The following is a 19,152-nucleotide window of genomic DNA, read 5'->3' as shown; positions in this document are numbered from 1 at the left end:
AAATGGCTAATAAACGAGGTGCTTATGAGCAGTAGCAAACGATACCCTGAAGAATTCAAAATTGAAGCAGTAAAACAAGTGACTGAGAAAGGTCATAGTGTGGCTGAAGTTGCCTCACGTTTAGGTACAACCACGCATAGCCTATATGCTTGGATTAAGCGTTATGATCCGCAGCAGCCTAATATCACAGAATCTAATGATCCAAGTGTAGAACTAGCAAAGCTAAAAAAAGAACTGCAACGAGTTACCGAAGAAAGGGACATTCTAAAAAAGGCCGCGGTGTACTTCGCAAGCCACTCCAAATGAGGTACGCCTTTATTCAGGACAACCAGCGTATCTGGTCGATCCGTCGCTTATGTTCAACTTTAGATGTCCATCACAGCGGCTATTACGCTTGGTTGAAGCGTCCCTATAGTAAGACTTCTAAGAGACAGGAACAGCTTGTAGGTCTCATTAAACAGTTTTGGTTGGAATCTGGTGGAGTTTATGGTTATCGTAAGATTTACTGTGATTTGAAAGATGTTGGTGAAAGTTGCGGAATTAATCGAGTACACCGACTCATGAAAGCGAATGGCCTAAAATCACAGCGTGGTTATCGTAAACCTAGAGTTCATGCAGGTATTCCATCTGTCGTTGCTGCAAATACGTTAGATCGGCAGTTTAACCCAGCTCATCCCAACCGTTTATGGGTTACTGATATTACTTATATTCGTACTCATGAGGGATGGTTATATCTTGCGGTAGTGATTGATTTATTCTCACGCCTTGTGGTTGGCTGGTCTATGAAATCAAGAATGACTACAGAACTAGTTTTAGATGCATTATTGATGGCTTTGTGGTGAAGAAAACCAGAGAACAAAGTGCTGATTCATTCTGATCAAGGTAGCCAATACACTAGCTATGAATGGCGGACATTTCTCGAACATCATAATCTTGAAAGCAGTATGAGCAGACGAGGAAATTGTCATGATAATGCTGTTGCCGAGAGCTTCTTTCAACTACTAAAGCGAGAGAAGATCAAGAAGAAAATTTATTCATCTAGAGCTGAAGCACGATCCGATATCTTTGAATATATTGAGATGTTCTATAATTCAAAACGAAGACATGGTTCTAATGGTCAACGTTCTCCATTAGATTATGAAAAGACCCATCAAAAGATGGTTATATGTGTCTAGAATTTTGGTGGCTATTCAAAGAGATCGCTAAAATTTCGAATAGTGCCAAAATTGTGCCAAATAAAAAGGGAATCAAACTATGTATTTGATTCCCTTTAAGATATTTGGCGGAAGCGGTGTCCGTCTAACAGGCATCCTATACCGTCCAACACAATATTTTAATTTTATTATTATCAATAGATTACAAAAATACTTGTCTGATACTGTTGGATAGGATAGAGTCTAATCTGCAACTTTATGTGGGTTTTAATGTGGGACAATATATCTATGCCCAAGAAAGCAAAAGAGCTATCTGCTCTTAGTGTAGCAAAAATCAAAGAAAATGGTAGACATGCTGTTGGCGGTGTTGATGGCTTACATTTGCGTATCGTAGATGGTTCTCGTGCGTGGGTACTTCGAGTTGCTGTCGGTAACAGAATTAATGATCAAGGCGAAGTTAAAATTCATCGTAGAGATATTGGGCTTGGGTCTTTTCCAGAGGTTTCATTATCAGAAGCACGAGAAAAAGCTCGTGAATTAAAGAAAAAAATTCGAGATGGGATTGATCCACTACAAGAAAAACAGGAACGTCTTAATGCTTTAAAAATACAGAAACAGCGTGCCAAAACATTCCGTGAATGTGCAGAAGTCGTTATTGCCAAGAAAACACTTGAACTCAAAAATCAGAAGCATATTGGGCAATGGTCATCAACCCTTGAAACTTATATCTATCCCACTCTAGGGGACTTAATTGTTGGAACAATTACCAAAGTAGATATTGCTACAGTTCTTGAACCAATCTGGATTGAAAAAAATGAAACCGCCAAACGTATTCGTGGTCGGATAGAAACCATTTTTGATTATGCTAAGGCTATGGCTTATTTTGAGGGTGACAACCCTGCTGAATGGAAAGGTAATCTTGAACCTATACTTGGTAACTTAAAACAGGAATCACGCCCTCACCCATCTTTACCTTATGAACAGGTTACTGGATTTATCCAGCACTTGAGGCAGAAAAAAGGGATTTCGCCTAAAGCTCTGGAATTTGCAATTTTAACTGCTTGTCGTTCTGGTGAAATTTTCGGAGCTAAATGGCAGGAAATTGATTTTAAGAATAGGGTTTGGATCATTCCCAAAGAGCGGATGAAAGCAGAAAAGGAACATCGTGTACCATTGTCTCAACAGGCAATTAATTTGCTTGAATCAATCCAAGATCATACTCAAGCACAAGATTTCATTTTCCCTGCCCCACGTACTGGTGAAATGCTTTCTGATATGTCCTTAACAACATTAATCAAACGAATGCATGAACAGAAACTAAAAGAAAATCAATTAGGCTACATTGATCCTAAACAAAATCGTATCATTACCACACACGGTTTTCGCTCTACGTTCCGTGATTGGTCAGCCGATAAGACAGATTATTCTAGAGAAGTCTGTGAGCATGTTCTAGCCCACAAACTTCCTGATGAAGTTGAAGCTGCTTATTTACGTGGGGCTTATCTTGAGAAACGTAAAAGCCTAATGAGTGATTGGGCTAATTTTTGTACTCTTTAGCTCATATGACAAATACTTATTTCTATCAAAGATATAAAGTGTGACTTCTCACCTTTTGGAGAGAAGTCACTCAATATCATCTATATAAATAGAACCCAAATCTCTGTTAAAAACTTTCGTATACTCCAAAAGATCTATTTCTGAATTAAATTTCTTTAATTCAGGTTCTATCTCTCCTAATTTCCATAAAAATGAATGGGATACATTTGCTTCAACATCTTTAGAGCCCATTATGTCATATTCATTTGGGTCGTTAATTTCCAAATGAAAGGATACTGAACTAATATTTTTCTTCTTTTTCATCATTGCCAGAAGATTTCGAAACTCACCCCAAGCTTTCTTATCAACCTCTTGAACTTTAGAATTGAAATAATAAATTAATGCTTTTTCAATAACTAAACCTTCCTTGTCTAAAGGGATGTCATAAATCATTGAGTTAGTTGATATTATATCTATGTTTCTCTCTTCAATTTTAGTAAATGATCCAACTTTGAATGTATTAACTGTTAAAAAAATATCATTTTCTGATGTAGGTACTTTATAAAGTATCTCTGTCAAGCCTCTGTGTTTCAAGCCCAATGCTCGCTCTACAGGATCTTCAGTTATACCAACATAATGTACTTCACTTGCAATCCCCAAATTGATCCCAAACTCTCTTAGGAAATAATGAATGGGATAAGCTAAAGATTCAAAAACTTCACTGTAAAAATAAATAAACTTTTCATCTACAGTTATGTTAGTTGGAATTTCATTTGGGAAATAAATTTCAATTTTCGTTTTATCTTTATTTCCTATTAATAAATAAATAGTTAACTTTCGTCTATCGAAGAATGAAAATTTCGGTTGCTTTTTTACATCGAAACGAACTTTCTTTCGTGAAGTGACAAAATAGATAAATCTTTTTTCATTAGTGCATTCAACATACTCTTTAAAATTATTCAGTATTTCTTTAAGCTCATTTTTAGCTTCATCAAATGGCGGATCAATAATCAAGTCGTACCAAAGAAAGTATGATGAGTCTATTGTAATGTGCCAACTTTTCTCAGCATCATTATACTCAGGCATTTCCTGTATCGAATTATAGAGGCCTCTTGTCATATACTTTCTACTAAAAATTATACTAATCAATTAAAACTATAAAGTTAACTCAATATAGTCAACTAGAGTACGCCATGAAATGACGCGTAAAAGACTAACTAGTTATAATCAGCTTTTTATGCTTAATTATTTACAGTAAACTTCACTACCGACTCTGACAGAAAGACAACTGATCAGTACTGGTATAGGTTGAGGTGAATCGAAAAGGCTATTCAGCACTGTTCCTATCACAGCACCTACAATACCTCTCAGGCGATATTGATCCAAAACAAAATTGCGTGGTTACACATAATTTCTGTTCCACACTCCATGACTGGTCTACTGATAAAACTTATTACCCTAGAAAAGTCTGTGAGCATGTGTTGGTACATAAGCTACCTGATGAAGTTGAAGCTGCTTATTTACAAGGGGCTTATCTGGAAAAAAGGAAAAGTCTAATGGAGGATTGACCAAAACATTGTATCTACAATTCATTTTAATATTTTCTGTGATATAAAAAGTGGCGACTAGAAAAGTAAAATGATGTTTAGAGTTAAGTTTGGAGTTCCTATTTATTATAAGATACCCCATCAAATTTGATGGGGTATGAAAATCACTTAATAATATAATAAGTTTCAGCATGTAAAGTTTGCTTTATAATACATGCTAACTGACCCAATACAGATTCGACCCGAGAATTAAGTGCAGAGTAGTCTAGACTTGGCTGAACTAATACCATTTCTATAGTAACCTGAATCACGGATAAGCCATAGACTTGAAAAAGAGAAGGACTAGAGCCATCAGTTAGTTACCACACAAAACTTACGACTCTAGTCCTTATGTTCGATAGTACCCAATTATTCTGTATAATTGATGATTTCTTTCTAAAATTTGAATCAGTTTACTGGAAATTCTTAAAGCAAAATCTTAAATGCCTAAGAATTCGCCCTGCACAGCTCAGTATTTCTGAAATTGTCTTTATTGCAATTTGGTATAAACATTCACATTTCAATAACTTTAAAGCATTCTTTACGGCACTGAGACATAACTATCTTCATTTATTCAAAAGCCTGCCTTGTTACCAACGTATGATTTACCTGATCAATACTCATCAACTGGCTTTACATGCCTTACATTTCGCCCTGATGAAAGATCAGCAAAGTTCTTATTTATGGATCGATTCAACGACATTGGCTGTCTGTAAAAATCAGCGAATAAAAAGACATAAATCGCTAGCAGCAATTGCAACTCGTGGTAAAAGTTCTATGGGTTGGTTCTTTGGTTGTAAGTTGCATGTACTTATGAATCAGTCAGGTGAAATACTCAGCACAGCTTTATCAAATGGGCATACAGCAGATATAAAAATGGTTGAACAGTTAGTCAAAGGAATGACTGCTAAATTGTATGCTGATCGTGGCTATATTAGTCATGAATTAAAGAGTAAATTAAGAGTACAAGATATTGATTTAATTACCTATCACCGAAAGAACATGAAATCTATACAGTTATCAAAAGCAGATGAATACCATCTGAAACAACGCAATAAAATAGAAACTTTATTCAGTTTGCTGAAGGGGGCGTACAATCTAGTGACGACTAGAGCGAGAAGTGTTGCAGGCTATTTAGCTGGTATTTATGCATCTTTATGTGCTTATCAAATATGTCATCAAAACAAGCCGATGATTCGTATTATGGAAATATCGGCTTAAACAAGATTCGGGTTATAGTAATATCATAAGTTCTATACTTTTTAATGAGAGCATCTAAATCAGGCATTTCACCTAATATGAATCTAGATTTTTTTGTTTTTTTATAAGTATTATTCTCTCTAATTTTTAATTGTTTTAATGCTTTTATTGCATCAGACAATTTGTCACAAGTCGAAAGAGTTTGTTGAACCAATTCATTCACAGCTCCAATTGAAGATTTTTCACCAATAGCATATTTACAATGATATAAACGCATACATACTTTTTTCTGCTCTTCATCAACCCAAAAACCTATTAAATCAGCTAGTTCATTACTACCGTCATCATAAAACAAGATATTGGGTTTATTCTCTTGAGATTGAACTAAATCAATAATTTTTCCTTGAACAGAATTACTAACTTTTCCAAAATTCCAACTTTCTTTATTTGTTTCGACCCCAGTCCAATCCAATTCTGTTACTTTATCTTTAACTAATGTATAAGAATATTTAGTCTTATAACCTGTTTTTTCATTTAGACTAATTACCTCAAAACTTGAAGTCCAAGCAACAAGTCCAAGTTTTAAAGGTAACTCTTTTATAAAATCCACCTCACAATTTAACTTTATTCCATTATAACTCTCAGAAATCAAAGTAAATCCAACAGCTAAATCATACAAATAATCAAATGTACAAAAATAATCATCCTCAAAATAAATTTTTATAGAAAAATTTATTTTTTCTTTATCTTGCTTAATATTTACAATTTCATAAAAACTAAAGCTTAATACCTTTAACCCCAACTCCCCTCTAATCCGAATCAAATTAACAGCCTTAGATATTAAATCTACTGGTGAAATGGCAAGAATATTAAAGTTAGCCAAATCATCAACACTAAATGGTTCAAGCATATTATTAATAAATGAATTAAGAGGAATCTTTTCATTATGAATTTTTTCAGATAAAGATTCACACCATTTGACCCATTGATATATATTAGCACTAGACATTGACCATGTAATACCTTTTCTCGAGCATCCTAAACTAGCTTTCTTACCATCTATGTAACCATGACCAAATAAGTTTGATAGCGCATTATTATTTAAATCTTGTTGTGTTAATTCTTTATAGACATCTGTACCAGTAAACATTCTAAATCTTATATTTCTAGATGTTGATAACATACCTAAATTCGCAAAAGCGGAACGCTCTAAATTATAAAATATTCTAAATAAATCAGGAAAACCATAATTAACAAAACCCAACTCTTTTGCTAAATTCTGGACTAAATCCTTATTACTACCATGAATAAATAAGTCAGCATCTTTTTTCAAAAATATGAATATATCGTACAAATCGAATTGTAGCTCATCACTAGATACCCACATTGGGGTTACTTTCTTTCTTGACAATATAATTCCTAAATTTTCATCCTTAAAAATTGCAGAAATATATTTATCAGATAACTTATTGAAAAATTTTTTAAGATTGTTTTTTTCGAAAATATCATTAATATCAACATCAATTTCTTTATAAATTGTAGCACTATTTTTAATATAGAATGAATTTGATGAAAACAACTTTCTTATAAGCTCATGATTATACTCACCATCAATAGAAGAGCTAAAAAACTCCTCAACCATTTTTTCTTTACTTAAATTTCCAATTAATAAATTCCAATCTGCATCAGCCTGATAAAGCTCTTGAAACTGTTCACAAATATCATCTGCAACAACATTCGAAATGATTGTTGCCTGACCCAATTTTTTTGTATTATTGACCCTTGTGAAACGACCAACTAATTGCATAAATATTGGTAAGCTTTTACATTTTTTATGTAAAGCTAATATTTTTAGATTAGGTAAATCATAACCCTCTCCAAACATATCAACACACACTACTATTTTTGTTTTTCCTTTCTTTAACTTATCCTTGTCCTCTTCATCTATCCCATCACGGCTAGTTGCTAATAAGACTTCCATTTTTTTAGGAAAGTATTCTTTTAATAATGATGTATATATTTTTTTTAACTCTCTGGCATGTTTAATAGTAGAAGTCTTTACCATCAGAACATGTTCCAACCCTGCTAAGCTATCTTTTTGCAATACTTCTAAGGCTCTCCTTGCAACAACTTCATCAGATTTATCATCATAATATTCACTTACCGCTTCAAATTGAATTTTCTCAAATATTCCTTCACCAAAAGCTTTTGCAATTGAATATTGATATATGAGTTTTCCTTCTAATTTTTTACCATCTCCTCTATAAGGAGTTGCAGTAAATTGAAATATTTTTTTCTTTCTTTGAATAAAATTATTACGAAGTTTTTTCCATGTTGGAGCTTCACTATGATGAGCCTCATCAAAAATCAATCTATCAAATTGGTTTAGAAAAACTTCTAATTTTTCATCTTGAAATGAATTAAAAATTTGTGATGTTGCAACTACAATAAATTGTTTTTTTAAGTCATGCTCAGAAATTCTATCAATATCTTGTGGTTCTAGTCTTGAAATAATAGGTTGCTCACTGTTTTCTGGAATAACTTTCCAATCAATATATTTTTTCAGATCAACTAGATCATCACCTATTTGTTTTCGCAGAGAATCTGATGGAACAACGATTAGTGTCCTCTTGAAGATTGTTTTAAATAGTAATGATGCAATAACTCCCGTCTTTCCTGTCCCTGTAGGCATATTAATTATGACTGGCTTTTCTTCATCATTTAGATCATAGTCTAAACATTTAAAAAGTGCCGACTTTTGGGGTAGCCTTAGGTCTGTTTCATGAATAGCTAGTGTTGATTTCCACGATGAAATTATCTCTTCTTTTGACTTATTGCTTACAGCATCAACTCTAACTAAACCCATATATGACCTATTAAATTTATTAAATTTCATTCTGAAATGATGGCAGTATTTTCAAAAACAAGGGTTAGTACTGATAAAATTATATTGTTACAATTATATATCTCTATCATTTTAAGTCTCCAGCTTCTGCAATACTTTAACAATCTTCCTAATTTCAAGGCTTATAGTAATGACACATAAGAACAATAAACTAATATTTGTAAGTCTCATTCAACAAATTTTTACTCGATGAATAAACGTCTACAATTTAGCCAAACTATACTGAATATACTCTCATTGATTATTTTACCCTCATGCTTTTTTAATTTTCTTTACTTGATTGATAAGAAGAGTCCTTAAATCAACAATCGCCTGTTTTGTAGTAACATCAAGAACAGACTGTGGAAAAAGTACAATATAGCTCCTAGCCTCAGTTGGCTGTCCTGCCAACTGAGGGTGTAAAGCTCTTTTACATAATTCTGAATTTTCAGGAATTCTTTGCCCTAAAATATCAAGCAGCATACCTTCTAAACATAAAGGTTCGGATAGTAAAACAATAATATTATTTTTCTTTGCCAAACTTAAATCTTGCTGCTTTATAGCAACATCACTATCCATAAAAATGTATTTTTGATCGTAGGCGGCATGGCTGGTCTTTTTAATTGCTGTCTTAATTACATCATGAGGTGAACCACCATCTGCTGAATTAATCGTAACTTTTTGACCAGAATCCCGATGGTCATAAAGACTTTTCATGTGGTCTAAAAAGGCTTTATCGTGTGCCCCCTCTGCAACAATGATGAGTGTGGTTTTTTTAATGTGACGAGTTTTAGCCATGATCGACAACCTCACACATTTGGAACAGCATCAAATGCACCAGCCATGTACTTCGCATATAGATTATCATCTGCTCGTACACCAACTACCTCATCTAAACGCCATGCTTCCGATTCCTGATTCTCTTTCTGCACTAAATAAATTTGATGTTTCTTTAGAATATTCAGGACTTCAGGAGTATGGCAACTAAATATAAGTTGTGCTTGGTGTGGATTGGTATGCTCAAATTTAAATAGATCAATTAAATGTGGTAAAAGATGTGGATGTAGATCATTGTCAATTTCATCAATGATTGCCATTCCTCCACTTTCTAATACTGGTAAAATCATACCTAATAAAATAAAAGCTGAACGTGTACCATTGGATTCATCAGTAAATAAGAACTCTAAAGACTCACCGTCATGTTGATGCACACCCATTGGCATTAAGACTTCTTTCTGTTTTTTATTCTCATCTACCATGATGACAGGTGCAAAATTAATCTTGGAAATTCCCGTATCAAACTGACATAAAATTTGTTCAGCCTGCTGCTTTAAGGATGCACGCTTTGAAAATAATTCAGCCATTCTATAAAGGTCAGTATCGGAACTCTCTCTACGACCAGCCGTATGTAGATTAAATGTCATTTGACTGAAAAATTGAATAATACGAACCGCAATTGGATTGTCTAGTAAAAAAGCATAAGCAAGTAATGAGACATTATCGTTCACGTCATCAGCCAACGCTGGAGCAAGGAAAGACCGATGCTTATAATTTTTTAGCTCATCTTGATGAGTTCGTTCAAAAATATAACTAAAACTACGGCTTGTTTTCTGATATAAGGCTTCACGCTGTACGACTTTAGAAGTCATCGTAACTTCATAACGAAATTCTTCATCAATACCTTGTTCATTTTTTAGAGTAAAACCAACTTCAAAATTAGAGGATTGGTTTTCTTTTGTTGTAAATGCCTCAAAGTAAATTTCGTCATCTGCACTTAGAGTCCGTGCAGAACTAACAATAAACCAGCTTATAAATGGAATAACTTTTAATAATTGTGTTTTACCAGACCCATTCGCTCCTAGAACTGCCGCCACTTTATTTAAACGTAACTCATCCTGAGCTGTTTTTAGATGAATGTCATACAAGGAGGGAGCTGCTTGTTTTCCCACTTTGAAAGATAACTCTGCCTGTTCTGCAAATGAGTAGAAGTTATTAAAACGGATGTAAAGCAGCATAGAAACGCCTTTCAAACAAAATTTTGTTGATTGTTTATTAATATAGCATACTCTCCATGCTTTACTACCTTATGTTAGAGTTGATCAACTTATCTCCTACAAAACATTTACAGGCATTGAAGCGGACTAAAGTGATCATTCGGGACTAACTATTTATAGATAAGAGATTTTTGGACGTAATTTTTCAGAACCACTGAGCATCTCTCAGACTGTAAAAATTGGTTCAAAAATTAGAATTTCCACATCCTGTAAATCTGACAAAGCAAATTCTATTTTTGGTTTTACATCTTGCCAGTTTAATCCACCATTGCCAGCACACATCATACTGTATTTACAGTATTCACCAATGCTTCTACTGGGGCATCCAGTAAGTTTCCAGTCGGATAACGAATCATTAAAAATATACTCCTGACCTTACATAAATAGCTATTTCAATATTTTCCTGCTGCAATTATTGAACTGAAAATATTTAATTTTCACATAAAGTCTTCTAGTTTAACAATCTTTGGCTATCTTCTATTATCTGATTAAAAATACCAAAAATTTTCCTGTTTATTATATTAATAGAATTTTCATTTTCTTTTAAAAATGAAACAGGAATAGGAATCAAAAATTTATTCGGGTCTGTGATATGGTAAGTACCAATACAAAGATTACTATCAACAATAATACATTCAAATGATTTCATTTCATCAGATTCTATAAAGAATTTTATATCTTTTTCTAAAGAATAATCTTGAAAAATTTTAGTAAAATTATCTTTAGTCCTATGATGATTTTTATTAGCAATAGGAATAAAAAAATTTATAGATAATTTTTTATCTTGCTTTAATAAATTCATCAAATCATTTAAAGAATTATAAAAACTGTCAGATTTCAACCAAAGATCATGATTTGATGGAAAAATCCAATTTAACTCAACCTCTTTCTTAGATCCTATAACTTTCAATAATCTATTATAAAAATTTTTCCAATTATCTTTTAATACTAGAGAACCCAAGAAATAATTATCTTTATTAATAAATTTATTAAAATTCAGATTATTTTCTACAAATTCAACAACTCCATCATCTTGTATATCAGTAGCAAATTTTACAATTTCAACTTGATTATTTATTTTTACAATATCACCAAGTTTCATATCTCTTTTTTCTAAATAATTAGATGAATCAATTAATTTCCCCAAGATATCATCTTCTGATTTCTTAAAGTAAATATGATTATTAGATATATCTACTACAACTTGCTCTGTAATACCAAGATAAATATCCCGTCTTTTCTCTATGTCAGAAATTTTATATAATTCTGGCTTTGTATCACTATCTTGTTGTTTATCACTACTATCCCATTGTTGATATATTTTATCTCGATAATCTCTTTGGAAAGATGACTTGGCTTTTTCTATAGATTTTGAACGAGCTTCTAACCCCACATCTAATACTATACTTTGATTCATTTTATGCATAGTAGCTCGACTACCATGACACATAAAGTTTATTAAATCAAAAATATAATTTTTTCTATATTCGATTTTATTTTTAGAGTTTGGGCTATCCTGTGTATCAATAAATAAACCTTTTCCTTTAGTTGTCAAAATAAACATATTATTTGAATCTGTCTCTATAAAGCCTGCCTCCATAAGAGGTTCTATTGCGACTTTTAAGTCTTTTTTACTAAAATTAAAATATTGTGCTAAATCTTTTGGATAAAAAGGACAAACATTTAATAATCGTAAAATAAACTCTGGAACAAATGGAAGTCCTGCATTTTCTATTAATGTATATTCAATTCTAAACTCCTGTGCAGGAATATTGATATTTAATTCAAAAAATTGGATTGTTTGATGATTTGACATAATTCTATCCCTCAACAGTAATGATGCTATATTCAGATTTATTATTTTGAGGATTTTTAATATATCTTAATACCTGTCCAAGGGGTAAATTTATATTTTTTTCATTTTCCCACATTGTTTTATTCCCAATAATTACTAAACGATCTTTAGCACGGGATAAAGCAACATTAATCCGATTTGGTTTAAATAAAAAACCAACCTTATTTTCTTCATTTGATCTAACTAAAGAAACAATAATAATCCTATTCTCTTTCCCTTGATAACTATCAACAGTATCAATTTTTACTAATTTTTTTAGATCTTCAGACCAGTTTAAAGCATTAAATTTCTGCAAAATTAATTTTTTTTGCTCAGCATACATGCAAATAATACCAATTAAAGGGACAGAATCCCTTTCATATTCATCTAACAATGATTGTATAAAGGTTTCATTTTCGCTAATATTTTTTAAAAGATTGATGACTTCTTGTGCTTCACAAGCATTAGAAAACTTATTACCAATCTTTTCTAATTCCATATTCTGTTTCTTTTTACTAGTATCTACCCATGTTACAATAGATTTAATTTTGTCAGGAATATAGTCAAAATAATCAGGAGTTTCCCTTTTACCTGTGAAAAGTTTTTTGGGATAAAAAACATCTGACACTAAATTACCAATAGGGGCTTGCATCCTATATTGTGTTGATAACATGGCATGAACTTGCTCACCATAAGGACTTGTATAACCACGTTCAAAATCGCTTTGCATAATTTGCTCAAATTCAGATGATTTATGGAAAACTCCTAAACTTCGAGCAATCGCTTGCAAATGTTCTTCTTGATATGTTGGTGGTAATTGATGATGATCGCCAACCAGTAATACTCGTTTACCTACCTGCATAGCAATAGCAAGTTCTGTTGGCGATGAACGTGCAGCCTCATCAATAATCACCCAATCGAATCGATTATTTGATAAACCTATATGATTCAACCCCAAACCAACACAAGTACCACATACAACTGTGCGAGAACGCATTAGAAATTCATCAAAATTTGAATAACTACTACTTAATCTTGGTGTAAAATCATTGGATATTTCGATGATAGAAACTGATTTCTTTAATTGATGAGGATTTACACCATGCTTATTCGCTAAATAATATTGTGCTTGTTGAATAATATTATCAAATAAATGTATATTAAATACCAATTCGTATTTTTTACATTCATCATCAATAATATCAGATAAATCTTTTTTCTGTTTAACCAACTCTTTTCTTAAATCATTATTATTTTGATCTTGCAAATCCTTATTTATTCTGCGTAATTTTTTAATAAATAAAGCAAGTGTTTGATCTAGATATACAAGATCTTTTAAAAATTCTTTTGATACACCAATAGATGCAGAGAGCTGAATAATACGATTTTTATATTCAGCTTCAAATGTTTGATATTGCTTTGTCAGTAAAGTTCCTGAATACACATCTAACAAACTATCTGAAACAACCTGCTCCCTATTACTAAACCTTACCATATCCAAATCAATATTATTTTTACGACATAATTCACGAATACGCTCTGATGCAGTATTCACTGCTTCATGTGATTGACTAGTCAGTAAGATATTCTTAACACCAAGTTTTGAAATTAGAAAATGTGTAAATGCACCTATAAACTCTGTCTTACCTGTCCCTGGTGGCCCTTGTAAAAATCCAATTGGACCATAATTTAAAAGCTTACAAAAAGCTTCTTTTTGTGCATCATTTAATCCATAACCTCTTGATTCATTTTCATAAACTTTAAAATCTTCTTCTGTAACATTAATATTATAGTAAGTTGGTTTTAAATTGCATCCTCTATCAAAGTAATCTAAAAGATTAGAGATAACTGACTGTCCCTCTAAAATTCTATCCATTGCATTTTTTCTACGAATAAATGATGACTTATTCTTTTTACTTTGTAATGTATACTCTTGGTCTAACTTTATTCTATTTTTGTTGGTCTCATTGAAATACTCCAATACAAGAATTTCTGCTGTGCTCCTTTGTAAATTTACTTTACCTAAGGAAGTAAACCTATCACCTACAATTATTCCAAATCTAACATCATCATCATTCCCAAAATTTTCTAATAAAGCTGTTTCTGAAATATACTTCAATTTATGCAAATTACCATCTTTTATGACTTTATCATCACTTAACTCAAGTATAGGCAAAGCCTCTAGTTCTGTATCCAATATTGACTTCCATATTTTTGATATGGAATATTTTTTATAAAAATTATTTTGTGCTAAATTATTTTTTTCACTACTTTCAATAATACTTATTTCTTCATTTATAGAAATTTCTACATCATTTATAGTATAAATAGATGTTTCCTCCACTTCCTTAAAAGAATTATCTTCTTTAATACTATTAACAAACTGTTTAATTAAATTTAAAAAATCCTCACTTTCATGCAAATATAAATTCAAGTCATCTAAATTTGAATATTTTTGTTTTATTAATTTAAATGAAATATTATCTAGTTCTAAAACAGCATCTCTCACAATCCTATTATTAACATATTCTTGCTGTCTAATATTTTGAGTTTTCAATAGTTTCTTTGTACTTTCATCATAAATACAACTAAAACTTCCACCTATACCATAAAAACTTACAAAAATATCTTTATTATAATTTATATCCAAATATATTTTACCATTATCAGGAAAAATTTCATAATTACTAAGATTTAAAAAATCTGGAAAACCAATATTAATAACTTTTATATCTTGCACAGGTGACAAGATACCCTTGTAACTATCTTGTATTCTATCTAAAGAAATATATTTACTTTCACTTAAATTTTCTATATTAAAAGCTTTTTTAATAACATCATTTTTAATTGAATTTATATTATTAACATCATACCCAAGCAAATCAAAACTTAACCTAAGTGCTGCATAATTATCTCGTTGATTGAGTGTTGGATTATCAAATAATGGACTATACTTATGGTTAAAACTCTCTGTTCCTGAGGCATCTATATCTACGATATCAAGCAAATATATCTCATAGTCTTCTATTCTATCACTCTTCATAATTAAAATATTTTCTGGATGCAAATCACCATGAAAAATATTTTGCTCATGTAAATTTTGAAGTATCTGAAATAAGCTTATAGATAACTTAATGGCATCTTCAAAAGAAAGAAGATTTATCTTATCCCATGTTTCTGCCTCAATAAATCTTTGTACTAAAAATGGTGTATTACGTTTATCTAGCCCAAAATCTTCAATTTTAGGTATAAAATTATAGTCCAAATCTTTTAACAATTGAATTTTTTCAAAAAACTGATATAACCTATAAGACTGATTTAAGTCATACAAATTATCAACTACCCATGTTTTTACACATAAATTTTCAGATGATAAATAAATCTCCTTATGTTTTTTAGATGGTAATAAATCCCTTACCCAAGGATATACTCTATCAACAATTTTATCATGACGATAAACATTTAATCGAACTTGATCAAATTCAAAATTTATTTCTGACTTTGGTACTGTATCATTTAATCTATCTAGAAGCTGTGATGCTGTATTAAACCTATCTTGAGGATTATCACTTAAACACTTTTCTAAAACCCCATCATACCAATTATGATATTCAGCTAATTTGGATCGAATATTTTTTATATATTCTAGAGTTAGGAAAAGTGGTAAAGATTGACCATTTAAGATATGCCATCCAACAACACCCAATGCAAAAACATCCCGTGTGAAAGGTGTACCTTGAAGTTTTTTGTTTAGATCTTTTGGCAACTGAATTGCCGAAATACTTAAATTATCTCTTAATTTCCCTACTGTTCCTTTAGGTTGATAATAAGCTGCAATAAAGTTAGATAAACGTATTTTTAACTGAGGTGAAAACCAAATACTATGATCACCTATATCCCTATGAGCTACTTGTAAATTATGAAGATCAGAAAATTGTTTAAAAAGTATTTTAACAAAATTTACTCTATCTTCTAATTCATAACTTACAATATATCTATTAATAAATTCATTAAGACGAGAATACCCCATTGGCAAAACAAAAAGTTGCGCATATTGCTGCATAATAGATTTAGGGTCAGGATTACTCATGGCACCTAAACAATTTTCACTTAATGATTCATTTAATGATTTCAGATGAACAATAACATCCTTTTCTCGTGAGATAATTTTATATCGTCCCTCGGGATTTAATAAAGCATTATCTTTTGCTTCTAACTTCGAGAAATCCCAATTTCGTAATAGAGCCTTATCATCTTTGTTATACCTACTTTCTGCTTCATACTCTCGATATATTTCTGTTGGATGTCTAAATATTTCATCTCTTGCAATATAACCATCAACTATGTGTTCTTTAGGTTTAATATTTCCTTTATTCATGAATTTATCAAATTCAGGAATACAATTATTTAAACCTGCTTTTCTCCATGGTTCTTGTGAAAAAACTTTATTAAACACATTAGAATTGGTAACTTTTACAAAGTCATCTATATGTATTACATGATTTTTTTCATCTTCAGGTAATTCACTAAAATCACATTGAGCCGTAAAAACCACTTTAAATTGAATAAAAGGTACTTTTTTATTCAGAAAAATATCTTTCACTTTTTCCAATTTTTTCATCAATAGATAAACTTTTTCTTGCGTATTAACAACAGCACTTCGTCCTCTATCTTCACCATTTTGATACCATGTCCCATCGCATTGGGTAATCTTGCCATACCAATGTTTGAGTTCTACTATTACGATGATTTTATGTGTAATAATGATTAAATCAAATTCACCATCTCTACTTGTATCACTAAACCTAAAACCAGCATAACCTTTCCAAGGAAAAATATTTGATTCTGTGTATGACTTAAATTTTGGGTTCTGTTTTTGATTCACAGTTGTTTGTTGAAAAACCTTTTGTAATCTTTGAATTGCAGTAATTTCATAAGGTTGTAAGCCACCCTGCCAAAATTTAACATCCATAAAACCCACCAGAAAATTATATAAAAATTAATATTCTATTGATTATTTCAACTTAAAAAATTATAACAACCAATACATTTATTAGCTTTAAGGTGATAATAACAATATTCAAATCGTAAGGCCATTCATTAAAAAAGCCATATTTAAGAGTTTCAAGAATTTGATCAATCATAACCTATAACTATGAATTTTTTGAACTTTCTTTAAAAATTTTACTTATAAACCCAAATATTACACATCACATGCCTATCTTTTTCAAGAATTAATTCTATTTTTTCAATTGACTAACCCCCATCTCCCAATTATCCTTTCCCTGCTGACCCTCATGGTCAGTCGGTTTTGACAGACCGTTACAAAAGGCCGCACAACAACGCAATTATGGTTTTGTGCGTTCTCCTAAGTCACACCTTTATGGTGAGGCTAGGAGGGGCACGCTTGCGTGCGCTGATTTCCTTTTGTATCAGTCTGTCAACCCTTCTAGTCTTGCCACCATTATTTGACAGTATATTGGTAAGGCTCTCTTTAATACAAAAGGAGTCAATCATGACAAATCTATTCTCACCCCCACTCTTGCCCCCAAGACATTTCATTTCGATTCAGCCATTTCCTTCGGCTTAATTGTTGAATTATTCAGCCTGAATATTTCTAGGATACCCAAGCGTATCAAGGGTTACTTTTGCCTGTTTTTCTATGGCTTAGCTCACGCTGAATATAACAACAAGAATGATTTCAAAAAATTAAATGACGGGGGTCATCATGAAAACTTATTTAACAATCCTATCTATCCTCTTCCTTACTGGGGCGATATCAGGCTGTGCCAGCAAATCTGAACGTGAATTCGTTAAGGGCTGCAAAATGGGTGGTGCTGATAGCTCTACCTGTGAATGTGTCTATGAAAAAATTGAAGATAAATATGGCGCAGATCGACTGGAAGAGAAATTTTACATCATTAGCCAAACAGCCGAATTTCAGGATGAGATTGTACGGTATGGCATGCAATGTATGCAGGAGTAAGCCATGCGAGCAATTGCAGGAATTATCGTTGTCATCATTGCTATTGCGTTTCTGGGCTTACCCTTTATTGGATTTATGATTTTACTGGGGCTGTTCATGCTACTGGTGAACTTTGCAACAGGGGGAGATAAATAATGAAAGAAAACATTAAGGCGTGGGTAATCGGTGGCTATTTTATTATTGGCTTCTTTTTTACGGTTTACCAGAACTTCTGGGGTCAATACAGCTACAAGTCATTCGCCTATCACATTGGTCGGGGAATCGTCTGGCCTGCGGTGATGTTCCCATCCGTAGGTAAATTTATTGGTGGCGTTTTAATACTGGCCATTATTGGTGCACTGGTATTGCGTTCCAAATAATTCAACCATTTATATTCAAGGAAAGACTCATGAAAAAATTAATCATCACTGCTTTACTCACCGCATCTACAAGCTCTGCCTTTGCCATTGACCACATGCTCATTAATGGTAAGAAGATTACGATGGAAGATACACGTAGCACTTTAACCCAAAAGCTAGGTAAACCCTCTTCCAATGGCAAGGGATACAATGAATGGAAATTGGGTAGCACTCAAGTTTATGCAGCCTATAACCAGTACGGTTTGCAAAAACTGAGTGCCATGACCACAGGCAATACATCCAGTTTGGTTGCTGTAGTTAATGACAAACGCATTCAACTCAAAAAAGACACATTTAATAATGTGAAAGCAAAGCTCAAACGTGGCTGTACTGATATTCAGGAACTGCGCTATGCAGACCAATATACTTTCTCGACTCGAATTGGAGCAGAGGGTGAATATAATGCAGTCTTTGAAGCCGAGGGAAAAACTGATCCTGTCTACAGCATTACATTCACCTATGAAGATGCTGAATATAATCAGGGCTGTAATTACTGATCAAGAGTATCCATATATTTCCT

12 protein-coding genes and 3 pseudogenes are annotated in these 19,152 nt (G+C 32.1%); 9 read left to right on the top strand and 6 right to left on the bottom strand.

The annotated features are described in order from the left end of the window. Positions 1 to 24: 24 nt before the first annotated feature. The 3 genes and pseudogenes from QLH32_RS00185 (at position 25) to QLH32_RS00175 (ending at position 2,711) form a co-directional block, all read left to right on the top strand. A pseudogene (locus QLH32_RS00185) lies at positions 25 to 1,175 on the top strand (IS3 family transposase). Between the two features lie 17 nt (positions 1,176 to 1,192). Continuing rightward, positions 1,193 to 1,264, top strand: a pseudogene (locus tag QLH32_RS00180) (site-specific integrase); the annotation flags it as partial. Between the two features lie 178 nt (positions 1,265 to 1,442). After that, positions 1,443 to 2,711 (top strand): tyrosine-type recombinase/integrase, encoded by a 1,269-nt coding sequence (locus QLH32_RS00175; protein WP_283267492.1) that lies wholly within the window; start codon positions 1,443 to 1,445, stop codon positions 2,709 to 2,711. 66 nt (positions 2,712 to 2,777) lie between these two features. On the opposite strand, the gene QLH32_RS00170 is transcribed toward QLH32_RS00175, so the two are convergent. Next, complete coding sequence (locus QLH32_RS00170; RefSeq protein ID WP_283267490.1) at positions 2,778 to 3,776, bottom strand: hypothetical protein; 999 nt, start codon at positions 3,774 to 3,776, stop codon at positions 2,778 to 2,780. Positions 3,777 to 4,060: 284 nt separating this feature from the next. Between QLH32_RS00170 and QLH32_RS00165 the strand changes: the two are divergent. Beyond that, a pseudogene (locus QLH32_RS00165) lies at positions 4,061 to 4,258 on the top strand (tyrosine-type recombinase/integrase); the annotation flags it as partial. A 369-nt stretch (positions 4,259 to 4,627) separates the two neighbouring features. Further along, positions 4,628 to 5,497 carry an IS982 family transposase gene (locus tag QLH32_RS00160; RefSeq protein WP_283266581.1) on the top strand — a complete coding sequence of 290 codons (870 nt, stop codon included), beginning with the start codon at positions 4,628 to 4,630 and terminating at the stop codon, positions 5,495 to 5,497. Here QLH32_RS00160 and QLH32_RS00155 read toward each other — a convergent pair. From QLH32_RS00155 to QLH32_RS00135, 5 genes are all read right to left on the bottom strand, one after another. Then, the gene (locus QLH32_RS00155; protein WP_283267488.1) at positions 5,478 to 8,342 is read right to left on the bottom strand and encodes a DEAD/DEAH box helicase; all 2,865 of its coding nucleotides are present in this window, start codon (positions 8,340 to 8,342) and stop codon (positions 5,478 to 5,480) included. The genes QLH32_RS00160 and QLH32_RS00155 overlap by 20 nt on opposite strands. Positions 8,343 to 8,633: 291 nt before the next feature. Then, positions 8,634 to 9,158: a hypothetical protein gene (locus QLH32_RS00150; RefSeq protein ID WP_283267486.1), complete on the bottom strand. Its 525-nt coding sequence runs from the start codon at positions 9,156 to 9,158 to the stop codon at positions 8,634 to 8,636. An 11-nt stretch (positions 9,159 to 9,169) separates the two neighbouring features. Beyond that, positions 9,170 to 10,375 (bottom strand): AAA family ATPase, encoded by a 1,206-nt coding sequence (locus tag QLH32_RS00145; protein WP_283267484.1) that lies wholly within the window; start codon positions 10,373 to 10,375, stop codon positions 9,170 to 9,172. Positions 10,376 to 10,865: 490 nt separating this feature from the next. After that, complete coding sequence (locus QLH32_RS00140) at positions 10,866 to 12,230, bottom strand: hypothetical protein (RefSeq protein ID WP_283267482.1); 1,365 nt, start codon at positions 12,228 to 12,230, stop codon at positions 10,866 to 10,868. Positions 12,231 to 12,234: 4 nt separating this feature from the next. Continuing rightward, positions 12,235 to 17,220, bottom strand: coding sequence for an AAA domain-containing protein (locus QLH32_RS00135; protein WP_283267480.1), 4,986 nt, complete (start codon positions 17,218 to 17,220; stop codon positions 12,235 to 12,237). A 756-nt stretch (positions 17,221 to 17,976) separates the two neighbouring features. Here QLH32_RS00135 and QLH32_RS00130 point away from each other — a divergent pair. Genes QLH32_RS00130 through QLH32_RS00115 form a run of 4 tightly spaced genes read left to right on the top strand, consistent with a single transcriptional unit; the run spans position 17,977 to position 19,129 of the window. Next, on the top strand, positions 17,977 to 18,234 hold the full coding sequence (locus tag QLH32_RS00130) for a hypothetical protein (protein ID WP_283267479.1): 258 nt from the start codon (positions 17,977 to 17,979) through the stop codon (positions 18,232 to 18,234). Positions 18,235 to 18,237: 3 nt separating this feature from the next. Beyond that, positions 18,238 to 18,369, top strand: coding sequence for a hypothetical protein (locus QLH32_RS00125; protein WP_004677576.1), 132 nt, complete (start codon positions 18,238 to 18,240; stop codon positions 18,367 to 18,369). Beyond that, positions 18,369 to 18,593: a hypothetical protein gene (locus tag QLH32_RS00120; RefSeq protein WP_283267478.1), complete on the top strand. Its 225-nt coding sequence runs from the start codon at positions 18,369 to 18,371 to the stop codon at positions 18,591 to 18,593. The genes QLH32_RS00125 and QLH32_RS00120 overlap by 1 nt, the downstream gene beginning before the upstream one ends. 29 nt (positions 18,594 to 18,622) lie before the next feature. Further along, positions 18,623 to 19,129, top strand: a complete 507-nt coding sequence (locus tag QLH32_RS00115; RefSeq protein WP_283267477.1) for a DUF7738 domain-containing protein — start codon at positions 18,623 to 18,625, stop codon at positions 19,127 to 19,129. Positions 19,130 to 19,152 lie beyond the last annotated feature (23 nt).

The sequence above is a fragment of the Acinetobacter corruptisaponis genome, assembly GCF_030053775.1.
GTDB classification, from domain to species: Bacteria; Pseudomonadota; Gammaproteobacteria; order Pseudomonadales; family Moraxellaceae; genus Acinetobacter; species Acinetobacter corruptisaponis.
This window is presented reverse-complemented; position numbering and strand designations above follow the sequence as displayed.